Source organism: Streptomyces sp. NPDC096040 (assembly GCF_040303265.1).
Taxonomy (GTDB): domain Bacteria; phylum Actinomycetota; class Actinomycetes; order Streptomycetales; family Streptomycetaceae; genus Streptomyces.
Genome location: NZ_JBEOTA010000056.1, coordinates 8337 through 30098, shown reverse-complemented (window position 1 = coordinate 30098; position 21762 = coordinate 8337). Strand labels below are relative to the sequence as shown.

Below are 21762 nucleotides of genomic sequence, written 5' to 3'. Positions count from 1 at the left end.
GGCCAGGGGCATGCCCCTGGCCACAGCTTCACGAGCACAGGGCCCACACCACGGACTACGGCCTCGCTGGCGCACGCTGCGCTTGTGCTCACCCCGCCGTCAGCGCGTCCGCCGGCGCCTGGACCGCCTCCGATTCCGGACACCAGGTGTTCTGGTGCTGTCTGCCCGGCACCCCGCAGAACCCCATCTGCTTCGGCCTCTTCGGCCCCTGCACCCGCTGCACGGAGATCAGCTTGTCGAGCGGCACCTGGCGGTCCACCACCCCGCCGAAGTCGATGCTCCCGCTCTCCCCGTCGAATGCGCTGTCCCCATGGATGCTGCCCAGCGCCTTCCACACCGCGCCCGGTGTGATCGGCATCCGGTTCGGGGAGCCGGGGAGCGTGGTGACGGCCTTGAGGTAGAGGTTGACCGCGTCGAAGGCGAGCGCGGCGTGCCCGTCGAGGGAGGAGTTTTCCACACGGTTGCACTCGTCCGGGAACAGCGTTTGCATGATGGTGTAGAGGTCGCTGGGCTCGTCGCAGGACCCGACGCCCTGGGTGAAGTCCAGGAAGTCGTACGGGATGCGCGGGTAGGCGCCTCGCCGGTCCGGGTTGGCGGCGAGTCGCGCGATGTCGTCGCCGGCGAGGAGGGTGGGCGGGTCGGAGCTGCCGCAGGAGTCGTTGGCGGCGGACAGGACGGTGTCGAAGTCCTCGGAGCGCCCGGCGAAGAAGATCAGGCCCGGGTAGTGACAGGTGCCCGCGCCGACCTCGCTGACTCCAGGGGCGTTGGGAGTTCCGGAGGAGGGGGAGGCGGGCTTGTAGGCCTGCTGCTCGACTTCGAAGCCGGCGTCGTGGAAGGACGTCGCGGCGTCGGCCCGCAGGTTGCTGCTGTACTCGTCGGTCGGGTCGGCGGAGTAGACGACACGCACCCTGGGCTTCAGCTTGCCGGGGCTGTCCGCGACCAGGTGCTTGCCGTAGGCGGCGGCGACCGCGGCCTCCCGGCGGTTCTGCGGGGAGACCTGGTAGTACAGCGGCGAGGCCTCGGGAAGAGTGTCCGCGGACAGGGTGGTGGCCACCATCGGCAGGCCGATCCGGGTGAGCCGGTGGATGGTGGTGATGGTCGCCTTGCGGCTCTGGTCGAGGCCGGTGACACCGACGATGGTCGGGTCGGTGCGCATCATCTTCGCGATCATGTCGACCACTTCGGGCCCGTACTGCATGTTCAGGCCCGCGCTCGCCGGGAGGACTCGCAGCAGCGGGTCGTCGCTGCCGGTCCTGTTCAGCTGCCGCTTCTGCGCGCTCGCCACCCCCTGAAGCGCCTCCCGCGCATACGACAGCAGGCCGGCCGCCTTGCCCTTGCCGGGGCTGCTGAGCAGCGCCGAGAGGTGGACCAGCGTGACGATCGGCCGGTCGGGGGCGTCGTGGTGCATCTCCTCGGCCGCCCTGTTCTGCTCGTCGATCTTCTTGAGCGTCTTCTTCAGGCTCTCGTCCTGGGAGCCGAAGGCGAAGCCGTGGGGGGCGACGCCGACGCACTCGGCCCCCCGTGTCTCCACGGTGGCGGCATCCGGATCGGTCCGGGGCAGCTTGCAGTGCTGCTGCTCCCACCGCTCCGCCGGTGCCGGGTTGAGCCGCCAGCCGACCGCACCAGCCACCAGCGCAACCGCCAGGACCACGGCCAGCGCGGTGACCCGGCGACGGGCCCAGCGCGGGGACGGCTCGGGCCTGAACTGCAGTTTCGGCAGCAGGTTCTTGGAGTGCCGGGTGTAGGCGTCGGTCCCCGGGTCCAGCGTGGCAGGTATCCGCACTGGCAGATACCAGTCCTCGGCACTGCGCCCACGCCTGGCCGCGACGAACTGCGCGCCCCAGTTCATCACCAGGTCGTCCTCCAACTGCCCCCACTGAGGCCCCGCGTAGTCGTGGGTCTGGCTGGTGCCGATGACCAGCAGCGGGTCGAAGTCGCCGGTCTCGATGCGCACCTCGATGAGCGAACGGATCAGCTGCCGACCGAAGTTGTCCTCCTTGACCCCCTTCAGCAAGGCCACGCAGTAGGTCGTACGACGCCAGGCCCGCCGCCGCCAGATGCGGCGCCGGTAGGCCACCCTCAGGTCCTCCAGGAAGGCGTTGACGAGCAGTTTGCCGACCTGCTCGGGGTTCTCGTGCTCGAAGCGCGGCTGGGTCAGGCGCAGGGCGAAGCCGGCGAAGGTGCCGGGGTCACGGGGCGCCATGTAGGGCTGGCGCAGCAGCCAGCGGTACTCCGGGCCCACCGCCCGCCAGGCCCTGAACCACAGCACCGGCAGAACATGCAGGCCCAGGATCCAGGCCCACCATGGCGCCCGGCCCTCTAGGGCGACTTCGGTGGTCGGGTTGCGCAGTACCCGGAAGAAGCCCCGGCGTTGGAGTTCCCGGGTCTGCAGCCGCATCAGCAGCTCGTGGTCGGGCTGCCCCCGCAGCGGATCGGCCGTGTTGTTGGTCTCCAACAGCCAGTTGACGAGCCCGAAGCGGCGGAACTGGACGCGGGCGTCCGGGCTGTTGCTGGGCGAGGCGAACTCCATGGCCAGTTCGACCAGCACCCGGCGGTACAGCTCGGCTCGCCGCCAGTCGCCCTCCAGGTCGGGGCGCTGGTCGTTCATCGTCGCGAGCACCCCGGACACGTCGATCAACTTGTGCGGGATGCGCGGCGGTTGGGCCTCTTTGCAGGACGTCTTGTCGATGGTCTCGGCCAGCTCGGCGAGTTCGCTCTCCTCGTAGCCCACCAGCATGACGACGGGCAGACCGTCCTGGCCCTCGGTCGCCTCGGGGAACTCCCCCTTCTTGGGCCGGCGGACAAGGCTGTGCAGCAGCGCGAAGAGTTTGTCCGCGTGCTCGAAGACGGGTGCCATGGCTCCGGGACCCTAGTGAGGGCCGAACAGCGTTCGACCCACTGTCACCAGTCCTTTACAGCTACCCCCGTTTTCCGACCGAATATGATCGATTATTGGCCGGTACTGGCTGGAATGACACCCTCCGGGGGCAGCTTCCGCTCAACCTTTGACGCCGCGGTCGACTCTGTTGCTCATTTCGTAGGGTGTGTCAGGCGAAGAGTCAGACCTCCGGGCGATGCCATGGTCAATTCTCACTGTCAGGCGGTGAGTCGGTAGGTGAGTCTGGACAGGCGGCTGGTTCTGGTCTTGGGCGGGCGGGGTTGCCGGCTGGCCCAGTACGCGTCGAGCCTGACCACGTTGATCGCGGCGGCGGAGAACGCGTGCTGAAGGGTCATCGCACGATGGGCGGCGACGCCATGACGTGGGGGGAGCGCTGTGAGTTTCACTGCCGTACACGCGGAGCGGGGCCGTCTGGACGTCTCCCTGCCGGATCTCGGCTGCGGCTGGGACTGGAGTGCGATCCACCGGGTGCGGCCGCCGGCCCCCCTGGCGTGCCGGGAGTGTGGCCACGGGATGCACGCCAAGGTGTCGCTCCTGGGCCTGCGGTTCTTCGCCCATGCGCCTGGGGCTCCGACGTGCACGCTGGCCGAGGAGTCCATGGCCCACCACCTGCTCAAGCTGGAGCTTGCTCAGGCGGCCCGCGCGGCCGGATGGATGGCCGAGCTGGAGGTGAGCGGGCCGGACGATCGTTGGCGGGCCGACGTCCTCGCCTCCACGGCCAACAGCCGGCGTGTCGCCCTGGAGGCGCAGTTGGCGAGCATCACCGCCGCCGAGATTCGTGCCCGTACGCAGCGGATGGGGGCTGACGGCGTACGGGCCTACTGGTTCAGTGACCGCAGCCGGATTCCCTGGCTGGGCGCCGTTCCCTCGGTGCGGCTGGCCCGGCAGGGCGAGGACCTGGTCGCCGTCGAGCCCATGGCCCGGTTCACCGGCGCTTACTGGGACCCCGAGCCGTCCATACCGCTCTCCGAGTTCGTGATCAGGGTCCTCACCTCGCGGTTCGTCTCGCACGCTCCACGCACGCCGCCGCGTCACGTGGTCCGGCCCGTGACGCGGCTGTGGGCCCATCCCAAGTGCGTACTGGCGGAGGCCAAGAAGCTGGGAGATGAGGAAAAGCAGCAGCGCGCGGCACAGGAGAAACAGGAACGTGCCGAGCGGCGGGGGTACGCCCGGCAGGAGGCCGAGCTCGCCGAACGTACGGCGCGCTCCGACCCGGACCGGGCGGCCCTGGCCCGGCACTCCGCCCGGCTGCCCGGGATCGAGCGAGCCATCGCCCAGGCCGCCGACATGTTCCTCACCCGCGTGACTGTCGGCTGGAGTGTGGGAGACAGCCGGTACTCCAGCGGCGTCCCGCTCGTCAACGACCCGGGACCCTGCTGGCCGTCTTCGACCCGCTCCCACTGGCCGGCCCCTGTCCCGACTTCCTCCTGGACGTCGGGCTGCCGATGCTCTTCCCCACGGAGGAACGACGCGAGCGCTTCGAGGAGCACCGAGCCACTGGTGAGCGATTGCGCCGGTTGCGCCAGCAGGCCATAGCCGCGGCGCTCGCCGACGACGAGTGGCCGCCGCGCCCCTGTCCTCCCCAGCCTGAGTCCCCGTAAGACGTGGCTCTACCTTGCACCGTGGGTCAGAGATAGGAGACCGGGGCCGTCACCCAGGTCACCGCCCTCGACTCAGACGGACCGCCAGTCGCCAAATACGGCATCCAACCCATCTTTACTCAACTCGGCCTCCAGCCAGAAAAGTTGAGGATCGACCGAATCCTCGACGAAGCACACGAGACCGCCGACCCCGTCCACCTGATGCGCGTCTTCGGGATCGCCCCCGAAACTGCGATGAAGTACGTCAAGGCTGCCCACCCGCACCGCTTCATCAAGGACCCCACCCAGGCATGACCAGCTAACTTCGACAAAATGTGTTAGCCGTTGTTAGCCCTGCAGCCGCCGGTCCGGCACGCTAGCCGCAACCATCGTGACCCCATAGCAGTCTTGAACGGGTATGGGAATACTTACGTCGCGGCGCCGGACGGAGCGGCGGGGGCTGCGCCTGTGGCCAGTCGGCCGTGTGCTCGCGCTGACCTTCGCTGCGGCGCTTCTGGTGGCCGCCGCGGTGTTCTACACCGGATGGGACCTCCTCAGTGCCCACGGGCTCAAGCCCGAACACCGCGTCGATTCCAAGACGCTGTTCGACCTGGTAAAGCTGTCCTTCGGGGTGGTTGCAGGGGCTGGCGCCCTGGTCGCTCTGGTCGTCGCCTATCGGCGTCAGCGTGTGGACGAGGACGGCGCCCTGCGAGAGGCCACGCGCCTGCACACCGAACGCTTCACCACCGCCGTGAGCCACCTGGGCCACGACTCAGCCGCCGTGCGTCTCGGCGGTGTGCACGCCCTGGCTGGACTCGCCGACGACGCCCCCACTCGCGAGTTGCGTCAAACCTGCATCGACGTCCTGTGCTCCTATCTCCGCCTGCCCTACACCGGAGAGGCTGACTTGCCAGCAGGCGACGCGGAAGCCAGACACAACTATCTGGCTTTGCGCGAGGTCCGACACTCCGTCATCCGCCTCATCCGCGACCACCTTCGTCTGGAACCCGAGCACCTCCACTCGTGGCAAGGCCACGACTTCGACTTCACCGGCGCCACGTTTGACGGCGGGGACTTCTCCGAAGCGACATTCTCCGGCGGCACAGTCAGCTTCGATGAGGCGGCGTTCTCCGGCGGTGAGGTCGCTTTCCACAGGACGACCTTCTCCGGCGGCAAAGTCAGCTTCTATGCGGCGAAGTTCTCCGGCGGCGCAGTCGTCTTCTCGGGAGCAACTTTCTCCGGCAGCACCGTCGAGTTCGGCAAGGCGATGTTCTCCGGCAGCATGGTCTACTTCAACAGGCTGACGGTCTGCGACGGGGTACTCAACTTCTACGGAGCGGCCTTCTCCGGCGGCGCGGTCAAGGTCAAGGAGGGGAGGTTCTCCGGCGGCACGGTCAACTTCCACTCGACAACGTTCTCTGGCAGCACGGTCAACTTCCACGGGACCAGGTTCTCCGGCAGTGCGGTTGACTTCAAGGAAGTAGTGTTCTCTAGCGGCACGGTCGACTTCAGGCAAGCCCGTGGTACAGCACCGTCTGGTCTGCCTCTGCCGCGCCGGTCGTCCATGCCGATCGGCCTCCTTCTGCCGCGAGCTTGGTCCGGCTGACACAGCAGGGCTTCGGCGTAGTTGCGTGACGCCGGGTTTGTGCTCATCCGAGGCCGAGGAGCGCGAGGGGGCGACGGGGGTCGCGGGCGTTGTGACGGAGGCCGGCCGCGATGTTCTTCACCCCGGCTGTCCGGAGGGCTCCGATGGCGAGGTTGCGCCAGGTGGCCATCGCGCGGGGCGCGTTGCCGGTCCGCAGCTGTGAGGCGTCCTCGGCGAAGGTGGTGTCGCGGACGTGGTGCAGGGCCTCGATCGTCCAGTGGTCGCGGACGAGTCGGGCGAGCTGGGCCGGGGTGGCCTGCCCGGCGGTCAGGCTGGTGACTGCGTAGACGGTCGTGATCGTGGTTTTGCCGGTCTTTCGGTCGGTGCGGCGGCGCTTGATCTGGACGGCCTGGCGGGCTCCGGGGAAGAAGAGCCACCCACCCCGTCGATACGAACTAAGGCACCAACCACAATGGCCCGGTCCCGCCTCTGCGGGACCGGGCCCTTTTTGCGTTCCGGGTTCAGTGATCCGTGCTGGCAGCCGGTGAGCGTCGGCTACGGGTTCCACACAGTGTCCAGCCCGCCTACCAGCTGAGTCGGGCACTCAGAACCATTTCTCATGACTCACCACTTGCACCACGTGCGTCGACAGTTCGACGTAGGCGGTGGCAGCCTTGGCTGCCTCCCGCCGCCACTGGGCAAGGTTGTTCAGAGCGGCGTGGGTGAGGTAGTGGTTCTCGCCGAGCACGCGCACGGTGTCCTTCAGCAGTTCGGCCATGGTGGTGGCGGCTCCGGCTGGGTCTCCTGCCTCGCCCTGCATGGAGGCGAGGTTGTTCCGGGTGGCGAGGGTGTTGGGGTGGTCTTCGCCGTGCACGCGCACCATGTCCTTCAGCAGTTCGGCCAATGTGGTGGCGGCTCCGGCTGGGTCTCCTGCCTTCCCCTGGATGGAGGCGAGGTTGTTCCGGGTGGCGAGAGTGTCGGGGTGGTCCTTGCCCAGTACCCGGATCCGGTCGGTCAGTAGTTCGGCCATGGTGGTGGCGGCTCCGGCTGGGTCTCCCGCCTCCCCTCGCATGAAGGCGAGGTTATTTCGGGTGGCGAGGGTGTTGGGGTGGTCTTCGCCGTGCACGCGCACCATGTCCTTCAGCAGTTCGGCCAATGTGGTGGCGGCTCCGGCTGGGTCTCCCGCCTCTCCTCGCCAGCGGGCGAGGTTGCCTCGGGTGGTGAGGGTGCTGGGGTGGTCCTTGCCCAGCACTCGGATCCGGTCGGTCAGCAGTTCGGCCATGGTGGTGGCGGCTCCGGCTGGGTCTCCCGCCTCCCCCTGCCACTGAGCGAGGTTGCTTCGGGCGGTGAGGGTGCTGGGGTGGTCCTTGCCCAGCACTCGGATCCGGTCGGTCAGCAGTTCGGCCATGGTGGTGGCGGCTCCGGCTGGGTCTCCTGCCTCGCCCTGCATGGAGGCGAGGTTATTTCGGGTGGCGAGGGTGTTGGGGTGGTCTTCGCCGTGCACGCGCACCATGTCCTTCAGCAGTTCGGCCAATGTGGTGGCGGCTCCGGCCGGGTCTCCCGCCTCCCCCTGCATGGAGGCGAAGTTGCCTCGGGTGGCGTGGGTGTTGGGGTGGTCTTCGCCGAGCACGCACACCATGTCCTTCAGCAGTTCGGCCAATGTGGTGGCGGCTCCGGCCGGGTCTCCTGCCTCCCCCCGCATGAAGGCGAAGTTGCCTCGGGTGACGAGGGTGCTGGGGTGGTCTTCGCCCAGCACCCGCACGGTGTCCTCCAGTATTTCGGCAAAAGCAGCGGCGGCTCCGGCCGGGTCCCCCGCCTGCCCCCGCCACCGAGCGAGATTGCCCCTGGCGCTGAGAGTGTCGGGGTGATCGGCGCCGAGGTGCCGCACTGCGGTATCAGCAAAGTGGCGGAAATGGTCGCGGGCGGCGGCGGTCTGGCCTGTCTCTCCGAAGCTGTCGCCGGTGCGAAACAACAGCGTATGTGCGCTAGGCCAGTACAGGACCTGTTCTGCGTGGCGGGCCAGGGCTTGTGCGTTGGTACGCAGGGTCTGGGCGAGGACGGTATCGCGTTCGATGGCGGGCCAGACTCGTAGGAGGGCGTCGGCGGCGCTGCGCGCCGCCTGATCGTACTGATTGGGGGTGAGAGTGTCGCGGATCGTGCGCTGGATGAGCTGATGGACATGAACGGTCTGGTCGGGGGTGTCTGGGGTGTGGTCGATGAGGCTGAGCCGGTGCAGGGCCCGCAGGGCGCGCATCGCGTCCCGGGCGGAAACCGGAGCCGGCTCCCCGGCGGGGTCCGGGCTGGGGTGAGTGCGGTGCATGGCGAGGTGGGTCAGGGCGGCGCTGCTGGTCAGGACGTTCTTGGGTATGCCGTTAGCGCTGAGGAAGGCAGTGAGCTGGAGCATGGGGCGAGCCAGGCCGACGGGGCGCAGAGTATCGGCGCGGTCGATGGACAGCGACCAGGCGGCGGCCAAGGGCAGGGCCTGTTCGTCGGGCAGGACGTCGGGTGCGGCTTCGGCGAGTTTCGTGGTGCGGTCGGCCAGCAGTTCCCGGTAGGCGGCCACCGTCTCGCCGGAGTCGATCAGATAGGCGGCGGCCTGGGAGAGCGCGAGGGGCAGGTGGCCGAGGTCATTGGAGAGGGCGGTGAGCTGGGCTTCTGGTTCGGTGCGGTTGTTGTCGGCCAGGGCGCGTGTGAGGTACGAGAGGGCTTGGTCTGGGGTGAACAGGGCGATTCTGACCAGTTGCCGGCCGTTGCCGGTCAGGGCGGCGTCCCTGCGCCGGGTGGTGGCCAGCGTGAACCCGGTAGGACTGGTCGGCGGCCACAACCCCTTCATGTCGCTGGGGTCGCCGATGTCGTCCAGCACGACGAGCCATCGGCATCGCTGTCTGCCCGGCTTCGGTTCCAGCCAGGCCAGGAACTCTGCTGCGGCTGTCTCGGAGTTGTTCGCGTCTGCGGCCAGGAGCTCGGCAGCGGCCTGGGCATAGCCCGCGACGATCGCACTACGAGTACTGGCGGTGACCCACACCAGTACATCCAACTCGCCAGTATCCCAGGCAGTGCGGGCGTGGGCGGCGGCGAGCTGGGTCTTGCCGACTCCGCCCATCCCCGCCAGTACGCCACCCGCTGGGACGGGCTGGTCGGATTCCACGACGACGGTCCCGCCGCCGGACAGGAGCCGGGCCAGTCGCGTTGTCTCGGCTCGGTTCTGGAACCACTGCGCGCGCGGCGGGATTACCCCAACCTGATGCGGCCAGGACGCCCTTTCCCTGCTAGCGGCGTAGAAACGGACCTGATCAGCGTGGCCGAAGGCCATACTGCCGCGGTCCGCCGATATGCCCTTCTCCGTCGAGGAAGGAGCAGCGGGTGCGGCTGTGGGCGTGCCGGAGTAAGGGGTGCCGAGCCGGCTCAGCCTTGTTGCGGGCTCGGCTGCTGAGGGTCCGGCGGCGTCCCAAGCGTCACGTTACCCATGCTCCAGGCGGCCGCTGAACCACGGTCGGCGCGGATTGAGACGTTGCCGCCGACCGCGCCCGCTGCGTCCCCTGTGGCAGTGACTGCGCTGCCCTGCTGCTTCAGTTCTTCCAGCCGGTCGACGGCGGCCCGCAAGGTCTGTCCGAAGTCGGGGTCGTCGTCGGCAGCGTCCTCAAGGGCGAGCTGGACGCGCTGGCGGGTCCGTTCCGAGGGTTCCTGCCCGGACTGGCCTTCCAGGGCCAGCCGCTCAAGAGCGGGATCGCCACCGAGCTTGCCCGCGACCAGCTCGTGCAGGCGGTCCATGCCCGCGTCCAGCGCCTGGTCAAGTTCCTGGTCGGCGCGGCCGGCCACACGACGGCCCTTGCGTACCGCCCACGCGGCCAAGTAGCCGACCACCAGCTCAATCCCCATCATCAACGCCCCCCCACGCAATTGCGCCGATCCTGTATCAGACCGTATCGCCAACTTCCCTTCCGTAGTGGGCGGATGACGAAGTCGGGCAGGCGGCGAGCCTGCCCGGCCGGAGAGTGCGACAGAGGAACGGTGTTCCGTCGGGGCTCAGCGCTTCCGTCGGAGGTCAGAATTTCTGACCTCCGTACTCACCCCGCTGAGCTAGACCGAGGCGTCCTCCGACGTCGTCGAGGCGATAGCGCGCTGCGCGCCGGCGAGCCGCTTCGTCACCCGCTCAAGCTCAGCCTCCAGCTTTTCCACGTGCTCGCGGACCGCAATCGGGTCGGCGTCCAGCGCTGCCTGCACCGAAGCCGGTGCGAGCGCCGCGTACACCCGCTCCTTAAGCGCGGCGACCGCTCGCTCCAACGAGGCAGTCGGCGCCGCTGCGGGAGGTTCCGGCGCCCGAACCTCGGAGGCTTCGGAGCGCTGCTCCTGCGATGGAATCGTCGGAGCAGCCAAGTCCTTGGCGATCGCCTCCAGCTGAGCAGCGGTCGGCCGCTTCAGACCCTGCTGTGCGGCCTGCGTCAGCCCCTCGTGCATCACGAGCTGCGCAGTCTCCAAGCCCTGCTTGTCGATGACTTCCGCCATCACCTTGCGGGCCGATGCGCGCGTCAGGTGCTGCGCGAGATCGGGCCCCAGCTCGCTGATGGATCGAATCCGGGCCGCATCCTTGAGGAGCTCGAACACGTACTTCGGCTGGATACCGAGAACCCCCGCTGCCCACACCGAGAAGTTGTTCTGGCCGGCCACCACGTGCAGCTCACGCTCCTGGGCGACCTCCAGCAGCACGGCCTTGTTCAGGACGATGAAGTCCTCGGCGCGCTTCCCGGCGGTGTCAATCTCCAGCAGGCGGTCGGTGACGTAGGCCAGCTGCTCTTCCGGCGTGCCGGTGATGTCGTCACCGCTGATGACGCGAGCGTGCGCGAAGACACTGAGCTCCTGGCCCGCCGTGCCGGTCTTCGCTGTGTCCGTTGCCGCCTGCCGCTGCAGCTCGGCGGGGACTGCGGGGTCGACAGCCGAGTCGGCGGCCTTCCTCAGACGGCTGCTCCCAGCCGTGATGAGCTTGTTGCTGCTCACGCTTCCACTCCTGATGCCGTGAGAATTCGGTCGTATACGTCGGTGAGTGCCTGCGCCTCCCGGCCCGGCGCATCGGTGATGGGCACACACGCGAACCGCGTCTGCTGCCGCACCGAATGGCGGGGGATCACCAGATCGTCCCGGTAGAGAGATCCATAGGTGTCCGCCAGGTACTCCCCTATGGCGTCCTTCAGCGTGCTCCGGCCGCCCGGCACTATCGACGGGATGATCCCGACCACCCGAAGGTCCGCGTTCATGCCCAGGTCCTTCACGAGCTTGATCGTGTTCAGCGCTTCTGCTGCACCGATCCGGCCGTCCTCGTCGAGGGTCGCGGGGATGACCACGTCGGTGGCAGCCACGAGAGCGGAGGTCACCAGCTTCCCGCCGGCCCGGGGAGGCAGATCGAGAATGCCGACCATGCCGTCTTTGACCACGCCCTTCAGCCCCAGACGCAGACGGAACTCAAGGCCGACGGCCACGTTGTCGGTCTCGCGGTTCGCCAACGCACGCTCCGCGGCGATGACCTGGACACCCGACCAGGCCTTCGAGGCGGGTGCGAACGCGTCTGCGGCGAGACCGGTCTCCCCTTGAGGGTCGAGCGCGAGCAGGTCGTTCATGGAAAACGCTGGTGCGTCCTCGCTCGAAATACCCAGCTCCGCCGTGAAGGTTCCACGGGGATCCAGATCGCCCGCAACGACACCGAGCTTCCGTTTCCGTGCGGCTGCGACCAGGCCTGCGGACAGGGCGCTCTTGCCCACGCCGCCCTTCTCGCTGTACACCGCCAGCACTCTGCTCATGTCGGAACCTTCATCATCAGTCGATAAGCCGAACTCACGCAGCGAAGCGTATCGACAGGAAAGCGTTTGGCCAGCGGTGCCATCCAGCTACCCGCTCGGCGCGTGCCTGTCGTGGACGGCAGCTGGCTGGCTACGTGCGTGACTGTGGGAGCCGTTTCGACGTGACTGTGGGAGCCGCCATCTGACCGAGTCTGCGATGTCACTTTGTTGTGACGTCACCCGGAGGCTTGCGGTGGGAGTGTGAGGTATGCCCTGTTGCACCCGGCTGATTGGGGAAGTCTCAGATGTGGCGGCGGAGTCGAGGCTGGATGTCTACACACAGGCCGTTGACGCTGATGGGCCGCGACTTGCGGGGTCCGAGTGGGGGGCGGACGGGTACGGTCGTTATTCCGGTATCCGGTCGGTGAGGGGGCTTGTGGTGACGGGTGTGGAGATCGCGGTCGGGTATGCGTTCGCGTGGTTGGTGGGCAAGGCCCGGCGGGTGGCGGGGCGGGCGGATGCGGAGGTTGACCGGGGGCTGGATGCGGGGATGGACCGGCTGCACGAGCTGATCAGCGTGAAGCTGGGGGATGATCCGGCGTTGCAGCGGGCGCGCGAGGAGGCCGGGGCTGGTCTGGAGGAGCCGTCGCAGCGCACGCGTCAGCGCCTGGAGCTGGCGCTGGAGGATGCTGCCGAGCACGACGCCGGCTTTGCCGCGGCTCTGGTGCGGCTGGTGGCCGAACTGCAGATGGCGGGGCCGGTGGACACCGCGGCCGACACCGGGAGCAGTCGGGCGACGGGGGGTGGCACGGCCAGCACCGGGGTGGTGCGCCCGGGAGGCGCCGGCTGCGGGACGGCGACCGCGCAGCACACAGGAGACGCCACGGCGGACGGTGCCGGCAGCAGGGCGAGCACCGGTGTCGACTACAGCTGACCGGCCCGACGACCACACCGGCAGCACCGCACACCGCTACGCCCCGGGCCCGGACAGGACCGTGCCCGAGGTGAGTGCGGCGGACACCGGCAACGCGCACGCCGTGGACGGCGGGACGGCGGTGACCGGCCACCGGGAGCCCGCAGCGGGCCTCGGCGCCGCCGCCATGGTGTCTGTGCAGGTGCGCGGCACGGGAGATGCGATCGCGAACGGGCCCCACGCCGTCGCGGTCAGCGGCAACCTGACCGTGGTTGAACGACGCGCGCGGCAGGAGCCGGCGTCGTGGCCGCACCAGGTCGGGGTGATCCCCGCCCGGGCCAACTGCTTCCAGGACCGGGCCGAGGTGGCCCGGTTGCGGCAGGCTCTGGCGGAAGGCGGAACCGCGGTGGTCGGCCAGGTCCTGGCCGGGATGGGCGGGGTGGGCAAGACTCAGCTGGCCGCCGACTACGCCCGGCACGCCCAGGAGACGGGAACGGTCGACGTACTGGTGTGGATCACCGCCGCCAGCAGCACGGCGGCCGCGTCCGGGTACGGACAGGCCGGGATCGAGGTCCTGGGCGCCGACCCGGCCGACCCGCACGCTGCGGCCAGGCAGTTCCTGGCCTGGCTGGAACCCAAGGCGGGGGCGAAGCCGTGCCGGTGGCTGGTCGTGCTGGACGATGTCGCAGACCCGGCGGACCTGGCCGGGTGGTGGCCGCCGCCTACCCCGTACGGCCGGACCCTGGTCACCACCCGACGCCGTGATGCCGCCCTGACCGGTAACGGCCGCCGTCTGGTCGAGGTCGGCCTGTTCAGCCGGGCCGAGGCGGTCGCCTACCTGACCGGCGTGCTGGCTTCCCACGGGCGCGTCGAACCCGCCGATCAACTCGCTGCCCTCGCCGACGACCTGGGGTGTCTTCCGCTGGCCCTGTCCCAGGCCGCCGCCTACCTCGCCGACGCTCACCTGGCCTGCGCGGATTACCGGGACCTGTTGGCCGACCGGGCCACCACCCTGGCCGACGCCGCCCCCGACGCGCTGCCTGACGACCAGGGCATCACCGTCGCCGCGGCCTGGTCACTGTCCATCGACCGTGCCGATGCCCTCCGCCCCGCCGGCCTGGCCCGCCCCATGCTCCACCTGGCCTCCTTCCTCGACGCCAACGGCATCCCCGAAACCGTCCTGACCAGCGAACCCGCCCGCGCCTACCTCACAGCGCACCGCAATCCAGCCGCCGACGGACACACCCCGCCTGACAGCAGCCCGGTCCCGGACCGGGACGCGGCCCGTGCGCTGCGGGCCCTGCACCAGCTCCACCTCATCGACCACACCCCCGGCACCCCCCACCAGAGCGTCCGGATCCACCACCTCGTCCAGCGCGCCGCACGCGACACCCTGACTCCCCACCAGCACGAGCGGACCGCCCGCACCGCCGCAACCGCCCTGCTCGCCGCCTGGCCCAGCATCGAACGCGATACCGCCCTCGCCCAGGCCCTGCGCGCCAACACAGCCGCCCTCAGCACCTGCGCCGACGACGTCCTCCACCGGCCCCACGCGCATGCGGTGCTCTACCGCGCTGGCAGGAGTCTCGGCGAGACGGGGCAAGTCACGGCAGCCCGAAGCCATTTCCAGCACCTTACCGACACCGCCCGCCACCACCTCGGCCCCGACCACCCCGACACCTTCGCCGCCCGGCATGAACTGGCCGAGTGGCGGGGGGAGGCGGGGGATGCGGCGGGTGCCGCCGCCGCCTTCGCCGACCTGCTCGACGACCGGGTACGGGTGCAGGGCGCCGACCACCCCGACATCCTCATCACCCGGCATGAACTGGCCCGGTGGCGGGGGGAGGCGGGGGATGCGGCGGGTGCCGCCGCCGCCTTCGCCGACCTGCTCGACGACCGGGTACGGGTGCAGGGCGCCGACCACCCCAGCACCTTCATCACCCGGTACAACCTGGCCCAGTCGCGGGGGCGGGCGGGGGATGCGGCGGGTGCCGCCGCCGCCCTCGCCGACCTGCTCGACGACCGGGTGCGGGTGCTGGGCGCCGACCACCCCCGCACCCTCACCACCCGGCGTGAACTGGCTTACTGGCGGAGGGAGGCGGGGGATGCGGCGGGTGCCGCCGCCGCCCTCGCCGACCTGCTCGACGATCATGTGCGGGTCCTGGGCGCCGACCACCCCTATACCCTCGCCGCCCGGCATGAACTGGCTTACTGGCGGGGGGAGGCGGGGGATACGGCGGGTGCCGCCGCCGCCCTCACCGACCTGCTCGACGATCATGTGCGGGTCCTGGGCGCCGACCACCCCTATACCCTCGCCGCCCGGCATCAACTGGCTTACTGGCGGGGGGAGGCGGGGGATGCGGCGGGTGCCGCCGCCGCCCTCACCGACCTGCTCGACGACCATGTGCGGGTCCTGGGCGCCGACCACCCCCACACCCTCACCACCCGGCGCAACCTGGCCTACTGGCGCAACCGGGTATCTCACGAGCTGGGCAGAGAGGATCACGCGCCCAGTGACATCAGTTCTGGGGAGCATTGATCAAGCAAACCGGCGCTCGGTGACTCCCGAAGTCATCGCGAAACGGCATCTGCTGAAACCGGCACAGCCAGCTGGCACCGCTCCGCGAGGGTGCGCGGGAGTAACCGTTGAGCAGCTCGTACGCCAGGCCCAGGAAGTCTTGGAGAAAGCCGGCGCGAGCAAGCAGGTCCAGGACCTGGACGTACTGCTCCTGGACTTCAACATCACAGGAAGCCACACCGGAAACCACGGTCGGCACGCTCGTCGGGCCGCGGCCAGCCGTGACGTCCCGCCGAGCAGGCCTGCGCCTGAAGTGGATCTGATCGTCCAGCCCCCACGGCCCGAATGGACGGGATGGACGTTTCCGCGCTCCTGAGCGATCGACTCCCGAGCACCCAGCAAGACCCTCATTGCTCCGCAGTCCGCCGCGCCGAACAGGGTTTGCTCACACCGCGACCGAAGTCGTGGCGTGGATCCGGACAAGCCGGGTAGGCACCCTGGTTGGGGTTGGGTCGACCCTGGTCGGGCCCATGGTCGGCGTTGGTAGTGCGGCTCCCACGGCTGCGCAGGATGTTGTGTGCTCGTGTGGGCAGCGTGGACATACCGGATCGAGTACCCCGTGTTCATGTTGTTTCCCAGGTAGTAGGTTTACGTCCGTGACGAAACTGGCTTCCGTCCGAGACGGATCCCAGGACGCAAAGACGGCGGTCCGTACGCGGCTGGTGGAGCGGTCGTGCGCCTGGTGCGGTACGGCGATGACGTACAGCGGCCGGGGCCGGCCACCCCAGTACTGCAGGCCTGCGCACCGCACCCGGGCGTGGGAGGTGCGCACCGCGCAGGCCCGTGCGGAGCGGCCCGTGACGGCCGGAGGCCGTACCACCGCCCCCGTCCGTGAAGTGGTGGAGCGTACGACGACCCGCACGCAGACCATCACCATCCCCGCGCCGCCGCGAGCGGCGGTCAGGATGAACGGGCAGCCGTACACGCTGCCGGAAGGCGCCGTTGAATGGGTGGAGGCACTCAAGGCGCTACGGGACGTGGCGGGGGCAGGACAGATCTACCCGTTCCGCGAGCAGCTGGCGGCGATCTGCGACCGGACCGCGCAGGTCTTGAGGGAAGCCGTGCCAGCCTGACCGGTCCGCGAGCGCGCGCCTCTTGGCGGGTCAGCCGCGAGTGCTGACGTACCGCACGGCCGTACCCCACTGCTCCATGACCGGGGCCATGCACCACTGGCACAGCGGGCTGCCGCCGCTGCCGTACCGGTGCGTCTTGCGCTGGCATCCAGTGCACGGGCCGACCCGGTCGCCGGGGCAGACCAGCGCGGACGGGTCGGGCTCCGAGATCGGCGGCGGGGGCGTGGTCATGGTGGGCGTCCTGTTCCGGGTGGCACCTTCAGGCCACCCCGCCCGCAGAATACCGGCCGCTCTGGCACGGTTGTTCGAACCGCGCCGGGGGTGAGGTCGGGCACCGCCGGTGAGTGGTCATGGCGGCGATCCGTTCGGTCTGTCCGGAGGAGGGCTCGGAGTCTCTGGCGCGGTGTGCTGGTCGGGTACTGTGCCCGGCGGCTGTGCGGTTCGGAAGAAGTGGGCCGATCCGGCCCCGGTCTGGATTCTCTCGGGTGCGGTCCGCGCCGTGACAGGGGAACGGGCGCCCGGTGCTCGTTCCGCGCGTCGTCGGCCGCGCGGCCCGCCGTGGCTGGTGGGTTGCTCCCTTGGTGGGCTGGAGGGTTGGCCCATCCTGGGACCGAGGGACGCACCGAGGGTTGCAGCACCTCCGGGCAAGCCTGGCCCGTTCCCGCAGATCAGCCCGGCCGGGCAAGCCGGTCAAGCCCGGCGACACCTCTTCTGCAAAAGCCAGAAGAGGTCAGGATTGTCAGTCAGGGACGGACAGGCAGCGCACCGTACGCTAGCGCCGGACCTGGTACCTGACGCAGCAGCGCCGCCCGCCAGGGCAGTGGCGACGACGGAGGACACTCGGTGGACCCGAAGGCTGGAGGATGGACCTTCCTCACCAATCACGCCCGCGTGCTGCTGGTCATCGCACGCGACCCTGGCTTCCGCCTCCGGGACATCGCCGCGATCTGCGACATCACCGAACGCACCGCCTTGAGCATCGTCACCGACCTCGAACAGGCTGGCTACCTCAGCCGCGAGCGCGACGGACGACGCACTCGGTACACCCTCCACATGGACGGCCCCTTCCGCCATCCAGCCGAGGCTCACCTGCTCGTCCGGGGACTGATGGAGCTCTTCACCCAGCACGCCAGCGAGCACTGAAGCCACAGCCCGACACCCCGCACTGCGCAGGTTCGACACCTCCGAACGGCTACACAACGTCCTCGTCATGTCATGGCGGCTTAGAAACAGCCACTGAACCCCCGGAGCGCGTGTGCTCGGTAGCCTGGAATCCGGCGGCGGCGCGCCCCGTGACACCGGCAACCTGTGGCCCGAGCCCTACTCCGGCTCCCAGACCGCGCACTCCAAAGACGGCGTGGAGACCAAGCTGAAGAACGCCGTCTGCGCCGGCACCATCACCCTGTCCTCCGCCCGCAGCGCCATCAAGAACAACTGGACCACGGCCCTGCAGGTCACCGGAATCGGCTGACGCCGCCCCGACACCGGGACATCCGGATCACACGCGCCGGATGACCCGGCACACATCGCCGCCACGCCGCGAGCTTGGCCATGAGCAGCGTTGCCGGCCGGGGTCGGTTTCCTTCCGGTCTCCGGCCGGGCTGCCGGGCTGGGCACCGTCGCGACCGGGGCGGCGGTGTCGGTGCTCGCCGGCTGCGCGGCCATCGTCCAGCCGCGAGCCGGGCGCGCTCTGGACGACGGGCGTCTGACCGCACGGGTCGGCCTCGCCGCGGGGCTGTCGCTCACCGCCGTGGGTCTGGCCTGTGCGATGCTGCCGAGGCTGACCGGCATCCTCGTCGCCGCGGCCCTGATCGGCGCCGGTACAGAGCTGATCACCCCGCTCGGCTTCGCCGCGCTGGCCGCGAGCACGCCTGCGGAACATCTCGGGCAGACCATGGGTGCGGCCGAGCTGGGCCGCGAACTGGGCGACACGGGCGGCCCGTTGCTCGTCGCCGCCGTCGCCTCGTTTGCCACACTCACCTACGGCTTCGGGGCGCCGGCCGCGCTGACCGGGACCCTCGCGGTGGCCGCGCTCGTTCACCGTCGCTCGGTATCGCCCGTACACCAGCCGGAAGCGGAACGGTGAACGGCCGCGCCTGCCACGTCAGTTCTGGTGGCTGCGCCGCCGCAGACGTCGGGCTACGAACGTGGCGGCCAGGACGCCGAGGGCGCTCGCGGAGGTATCCCGCTGCGGCGCACGATCGAAGGGAAATGAGCATGGTCCGCTCGCTCGCAGCTGTTGGCCTCTGTTGTCGGCCGCTGCCAGGGGGGACGCGCAGCCGGACTCACGCCCCGTCGTGCCAGGTGGCGATGCGGGTCACGGTGACCTCGACGGTGACCCGCTCCACGGCGTCGAGGGCGGCGAGGTGGGAGATGACGGCGGCCCCCACCCGGTCGTGGACGTTCTGGGCGACGTCCAGCGCTCGCCGCCCTGCGGCCAGGGTGCAGCGCACCTCGATGTGCCATCCCGAACCACCCGGCGCTCGGTCGGCGCGGATGGCCGCCTCGGGCGGTGTGTGGTGCGGCGTGGCGTCCGTCAGGGTGGGCGCGGCGACTGCCGCGAGGCGGCGGGAGAGACGGGGTTGCAGGCCCGTTACGCCGGGAACCGCGAGGGCCGCCTCGGCGGCGACACCGAGGAGGGCCGTGTGGATGACGGTCATGAGGGACCACCGCCGGGTGGGAGGAGCGGGTCCGGCTCCAGGAGGTCGACCACGGTGATGTCCACGGCCGTCACGACAAGACCCAGGTCCTGTACGGCCGAGTGGAGGACCGATCGGCGTACCTGGTGGACCCGGTCGGGCAGCGGGCCGTCGAGAGCGGCGGCCAGGGTCATGGTCACCCGCACGCCGGTGCCGTCGCCCTCGGGTACGAGCCGGCAGGTCGCGGCCCTGGCGCCGGGGACCGTGTCCGCGGCCTGCCGCAGCACCTTCGCCGCGGCGCTCTCCGAGATCCTCAGGTCCCGGACCGGGTCGGCCAGGGGCAGCAGCCGCCCGAGCCGTACCTCTGCTCTGACGATGTTCATGACGCGGTCGGCGAGTGTGTGGAGGCCGGGAGCCTCGGCGCGCAGCGCCCGGGTGGCCGCGTTCACCGTGGCCAGTCCCTCGACGGCCTCGCGGCAGTGTGGACAGGAGACGGTGTGCGGGTCCGCGGCCGGTGCCGCGTCCAGGGCCTGTTCCCAGACGCGGCTGAGCAGTCGGCCGCAAGGCAGTACCTCATCACCTGCGAGCGGGGGAAGGCCGGCGGCGGCTGGGCCGGTACGGGGCCCGTCGGCTCCGGGGGGTTCACAAGGCCGCGCGTGCGGGTCGTCTAGCGCCATGGGCCCATCGCCTCCTGCAGGGATCGGCGTGCCCTGAACAGTCTGCCCCGCACGGTTTGTTCGCTGGTCTGCGTCACGTGGGCGATCTCCTTGTAGGGCAGGCCCTGCACTTCTCTCAGGATCCAGCAGAGCCGTTGGCCGGCGTCCAGTTCGGCGAGCGCGTGGGACAGGGCGGCGGTGGCCGCGTCGTGCTCGGCGGATCGGGCGGGTTGGCTCCAGGCGTCTTGCGCCGCGGGCTCGGCGATGGTGTCCAGGGACAGGGGCGGCGGTCGGCGCCGGCGCATGGTCAGGCAGCGGTTGACGGTGATCCGGTACATCCAGGTGCGGAACTCCGCGCTGTGGCGGTATTCCGGCAGTCGCCGCCAGGCGCTGACGAAGGCGTCCTGAACCGCCTCCTCGGCGTCCTGGGGGTTGTCGAGCATGCAGCGGGCCAAGGCGAGGAGGGATCGGCCGTGCCGTTGGACGAGAACGGCGAAGGAGTCCTCGTCCCCCTCGGCCGCCCGTACGGCCAGCACACGGTCCGGCAGGTCGCGTCCCAGGAGGCCGCGATCCGGCGATGGGGATGCAGCGTGTTCGATCATGGCGCCCACACACGAGGCTTGGACCATCTGGGTACCCCAGACGACTATCCGTGATGCACGTCACACTCGACGGGCGTGAGGACTCCGCCGCCCCGTATGTCCAACCTTTCGACGGGCACCACACCGGTGTCCGACCTATCGATCGAGGCGACCGCCATGACGGAGAACATCACCAGCGTCGGCGGGGGCAGCCGGCCGGATGCGGGCGTGAGCGCGCTGAAGGGCCGTACCGGGGCCGGAGCGCCGGCCGAGACACGGGGGAAGACCACCATCGCGGACGGCGTGGTGGCCAAGATCGCGGGCATGGCCGCCCGCGAGGTCCCCGGCATTTTCAGCCTGGGAGCGGGGATGGCCCGCGCCTTCGGCGCCATGCGGGAACGCGTCCCCGGCGGAGGCGGAGGCGGAAGCGGAGCCGTCACCCGCGGAGTGAAGGTCGAGGTCGGCGAGCGCCAGGCCGCGGTGGACCTCGACGTCGTCGTCGAGTACGGCGTCTCCATCGTGGACGTCGCCGGCGGCGCACGCACCAATGTCATCAGCGCCGTGGAGCGGATGACGGGACTGGAGGTCGTCGAGGTGAACATCGCCGTCGACGACGTCCATCTCCCCGACGAGGAGGAAGAGGCCGAACCGGACCAGGGTCGCGTGAGGTGATCCACCACCGTGTCCCGTGCAGGCGCGGGTGATCGCGCGGACGTCGTACGTCCGCGAGACGGGTGAGTGCATGATGAACGCAGGAACGACGGGCCTCGTGGCCGGCATGGCCCTGGGCTTCGCCGGATACTTCGGTGGCTTCTGGGCATTTCTGCTGGTCCTCGTCCTGGGTGCGGCGGGGCTGATCGTCGGCCTCGTCGTGCAGGGCGACCTCGACGTCCGGACACGGAGACAGCGGTGAAGGCCCGGCAAGGTTCCCCCGGCGAGGGGTCCGACCCGTCGGCACGCGCCACCGGCTTGCCGCCCCCTGCCGAGCGGGGCGCCACCGTCATCCCGGACAGGGTGGTCGCCCGCATCGCCGCCCAGGCCGCCCGCACGGCCCAGTCACGGCGCGCCGCCGTCCCCCCCGACCGGGGCAACCCGCAGGCACCCGGCGCCTCCGCCGCCGTCCGTACCGGTTCGGTGCGCCTGCATCTGACCATGGATCTCCCCTACCCCACCGACATCCCCGGCGTGTGCGAGCGGATCCAGCAGGACGTCGCCGAAAAAGTGGCCCAGCTGACCGGCCTGCGGGTGGGAGAGGTCGTCCTCACCGTCCGGCGGCTGATGACCGCCGTCGACACGAGCCGGGGGCGGGTCCGGTGAGCGGCCACGCCACCCGGCGCGCCGGATACGCCATGGAGGAAGGAGGGACCCCACGATGACACCCGATCCCGGCCCTCCCGGCCCTCCCGGCCCTCCCGGCCCTCCCGGCCCTCCCGGCCCTCCCGGCCCTCCCGGCCCTCCCGGCCCTCCCGGCCCTCCCGGCCCTCCCG

Annotated in this window: 23 protein-coding genes; 12 read left to right on the top strand and 11 right to left on the bottom strand. The window is 70.1% G+C overall.

Going from position 1 to position 21762, the window contains the following annotated elements; translation table 11 throughout:
- Positions 1-88 precede the first annotated feature (88 nt).
- Both ABTY98_RS40120 and ABTY98_RS40115 read right to left on the bottom strand, forming a co-directional pair.
- Positions 89-2857 (bottom strand): type 1 periplasmic-binding domain-containing protein, encoded by a 2769-nt coding sequence (locus ABTY98_RS40120; RefSeq protein WP_352226104.1) that lies wholly within the window; start codon positions 2855-2857, stop codon positions 89-91.
- A gap of 239 nt (positions 2858-3096) precedes the next feature.
- On the bottom strand, positions 3097-3234 hold the full coding sequence (locus ABTY98_RS40115; protein ID WP_352226103.1) for a hypothetical protein: 138 nt from the start codon (positions 3232-3234) through the stop codon (positions 3097-3099).
- Positions 3235-3274: 40 nt separating this feature from the next.
- Here ABTY98_RS40115 and ABTY98_RS40110 point away from each other — a divergent pair, with 40 nt between their 5' ends.
- The 3 genes from ABTY98_RS40110 to ABTY98_RS40100 all read left to right on the top strand — a co-directional run bounded on the left by ABTY98_RS40110 (position 3275) and on the right by ABTY98_RS40100 (position 6085).
- Complete coding sequence (locus tag ABTY98_RS40110; RefSeq protein ID WP_352226102.1) at positions 3275-4435, top strand: competence protein CoiA family protein; 1161 nt, start codon at positions 3275-3277, stop codon at positions 4433-4435.
- A gap of 209 nt (positions 4436-4644) precedes the next feature.
- On the top strand, positions 4645-4794 hold the full coding sequence (locus ABTY98_RS40105; RefSeq protein ID WP_352226101.1) for a hypothetical protein: 150 nt from the start codon (positions 4645-4647) through the stop codon (positions 4792-4794).
- 103 nt (positions 4795-4897) lie between these two features.
- Positions 4898-6085, top strand: coding sequence for a pentapeptide repeat-containing protein (locus tag ABTY98_RS40100; RefSeq protein ID WP_502994479.1), 1188 nt, complete (start codon positions 4898-4900; stop codon positions 6083-6085).
- Positions 6086-6128: 43 nt separating this feature from the next.
- Here the strand turns inward: ABTY98_RS40100 and ABTY98_RS40095 are convergent, their stop codons facing one another.
- From ABTY98_RS40095 to ABTY98_RS40075, 5 genes are all read right to left on the bottom strand, one after another.
- Positions 6129-6632, bottom strand: a complete 504-nt coding sequence (locus tag ABTY98_RS40095) for a transposase (RefSeq protein WP_502994477.1) — start codon at positions 6630-6632, stop codon at positions 6129-6131.
- A 36-nt stretch (positions 6633-6668) separates the two neighbouring features.
- Positions 6669-9212 (bottom strand): tetratricopeptide repeat protein, encoded by a 2544-nt coding sequence (locus ABTY98_RS40090; RefSeq protein ID WP_352226099.1) that lies wholly within the window; start codon positions 9210-9212, stop codon positions 6669-6671.
- A gap of 257 nt (positions 9213-9469) precedes the next feature.
- The gene (locus tag ABTY98_RS40085; protein ID WP_352226098.1) at positions 9470-9946 is read right to left on the bottom strand and encodes a hypothetical protein; all 477 of its coding nucleotides are present in this window, start codon (positions 9944-9946) and stop codon (positions 9470-9472) included.
- A gap of 198 nt (positions 9947-10144) precedes the next feature.
- Positions 10145-11059 (bottom strand): hypothetical protein, encoded by a 915-nt coding sequence (locus ABTY98_RS40080; protein ID WP_352226097.1) that lies wholly within the window; start codon positions 11057-11059, stop codon positions 10145-10147.
- Positions 11056-11856 (bottom strand): ParA family protein, encoded by an 801-nt coding sequence (locus ABTY98_RS40075; protein WP_352226096.1) that lies wholly within the window; start codon positions 11854-11856, stop codon positions 11056-11058. Before ABTY98_RS40075 ends, ABTY98_RS40080 begins: the two co-directional genes overlap by 4 nt.
- Before the next feature lie 427 nt (positions 11857-12283).
- Between ABTY98_RS40075 and ABTY98_RS40070 the strand changes: the two genes are divergently transcribed.
- From ABTY98_RS40070 to ABTY98_RS40060, 3 genes are all read left to right on the top strand, one after another.
- Complete coding sequence (locus tag ABTY98_RS40070; protein WP_352226095.1) at positions 12284-12769, top strand: hypothetical protein; 486 nt, start codon at positions 12284-12286, stop codon at positions 12767-12769.
- On the top strand, positions 12753-15287 hold the full coding sequence (locus ABTY98_RS40065) for a tetratricopeptide repeat protein (protein WP_352226094.1): 2535 nt from the start codon (positions 12753-12755) through the stop codon (positions 15285-15287). Before ABTY98_RS40070 ends, ABTY98_RS40065 begins: the two co-directional genes overlap by 17 nt.
- Before the next feature lie 635 nt (positions 15288-15922).
- A complete protein-coding gene (locus tag ABTY98_RS40060) occupies positions 15923-16399 on the top strand; it encodes a hypothetical protein (protein ID WP_352226093.1) in 477 nt (158 codons plus the stop codon).
- A gap of 30 nt (positions 16400-16429) precedes the next feature.
- Here the strand turns inward: ABTY98_RS40060 and ABTY98_RS40055 are convergent, their stop codons facing one another.
- Complete coding sequence (locus ABTY98_RS40055; RefSeq protein WP_352226092.1) at positions 16430-16630, bottom strand: hypothetical protein; 201 nt, start codon at positions 16628-16630, stop codon at positions 16430-16432.
- Positions 16631-17242: 612 nt separating this feature from the next.
- Here ABTY98_RS40055 and ABTY98_RS40050 point away from each other — a divergent pair.
- The 3 genes from ABTY98_RS40050 to ABTY98_RS40040 all read left to right on the top strand — a co-directional run bounded on the left by ABTY98_RS40050 (position 17243) and on the right by ABTY98_RS40040 (position 18485).
- Positions 17243-17542: a helix-turn-helix transcriptional regulator gene (locus tag ABTY98_RS40050; protein WP_352226091.1), complete on the top strand. Its 300-nt coding sequence runs from the start codon at positions 17243-17245 to the stop codon at positions 17540-17542.
- 112 nt (positions 17543-17654) lie between these two features.
- Positions 17655-17870 carry a hypothetical protein gene (locus ABTY98_RS40045; protein ID WP_352226090.1) on the top strand — a complete coding sequence of 72 codons (216 nt, stop codon included), beginning with the start codon at positions 17655-17657 and terminating at the stop codon, positions 17868-17870.
- 90 nt (positions 17871-17960) lie between these two features.
- Entirely contained in the window at positions 17961-18485 is a 525-nt protein-coding gene (locus ABTY98_RS40040; RefSeq protein ID WP_502994476.1) for an MFS transporter, read from the top strand.
- Positions 18486-18684: 199 nt separating this feature from the next.
- Here ABTY98_RS40040 and ABTY98_RS40035 read toward each other — a convergent pair whose 3' ends face one another.
- From ABTY98_RS40035 to ABTY98_RS40025, 3 genes are read right to left on the bottom strand one after another with little or no spacing between them, the layout of a single operon-like run.
- On the bottom strand, positions 18685-19059 hold the full coding sequence (locus ABTY98_RS40035) for a hypothetical protein (protein WP_352226089.1): 375 nt from the start codon (positions 19057-19059) through the stop codon (positions 18685-18687).
- Positions 19056-19715 (bottom strand): hypothetical protein, encoded by a 660-nt coding sequence (locus ABTY98_RS40030; RefSeq protein WP_352226088.1) that lies wholly within the window; start codon positions 19713-19715, stop codon positions 19056-19058. Before ABTY98_RS40030 ends, ABTY98_RS40035 begins: the two co-directional genes overlap by 4 nt.
- Positions 19706-20296 carry an RNA polymerase sigma factor gene (locus ABTY98_RS40025; RefSeq protein WP_352226087.1) on the bottom strand — a complete coding sequence of 197 codons (591 nt, stop codon included), beginning with the start codon at positions 20294-20296 and terminating at the stop codon, positions 19706-19708. Before ABTY98_RS40025 ends, ABTY98_RS40030 begins: the two co-directional genes overlap by 10 nt.
- Before the next feature lie 156 nt (positions 20297-20452).
- On the opposite strand from ABTY98_RS40025, the gene ABTY98_RS40020 reads away from it, so the two are divergent.
- The 3 genes from ABTY98_RS40020 (at position 20453) to ABTY98_RS40010 (ending at position 21592) form a co-directional block, all read left to right on the top strand.
- The gene (locus ABTY98_RS40020; protein WP_352226086.1) at positions 20453-20947 is read left to right on the top strand and encodes an Asp23/Gls24 family envelope stress response protein; all 495 of its coding nucleotides are present in this window, start codon (positions 20453-20455) and stop codon (positions 20945-20947) included.
- 70 nt (positions 20948-21017) lie between these two features.
- Positions 21018-21188 carry a hypothetical protein gene (locus ABTY98_RS40015; RefSeq protein WP_352226106.1) on the top strand — a complete coding sequence of 57 codons (171 nt, stop codon included), beginning with the start codon at positions 21018-21020 and terminating at the stop codon, positions 21186-21188.
- Positions 21185-21592 (top strand): Asp23/Gls24 family envelope stress response protein, encoded by a 408-nt coding sequence (locus ABTY98_RS40010; protein WP_352226085.1) that lies wholly within the window; start codon positions 21185-21187, stop codon positions 21590-21592. Before ABTY98_RS40015 ends, ABTY98_RS40010 begins: the two co-directional genes overlap by 4 nt.
- The last annotated feature ends 170 nt before the right edge of the window (positions 21593-21762 follow it).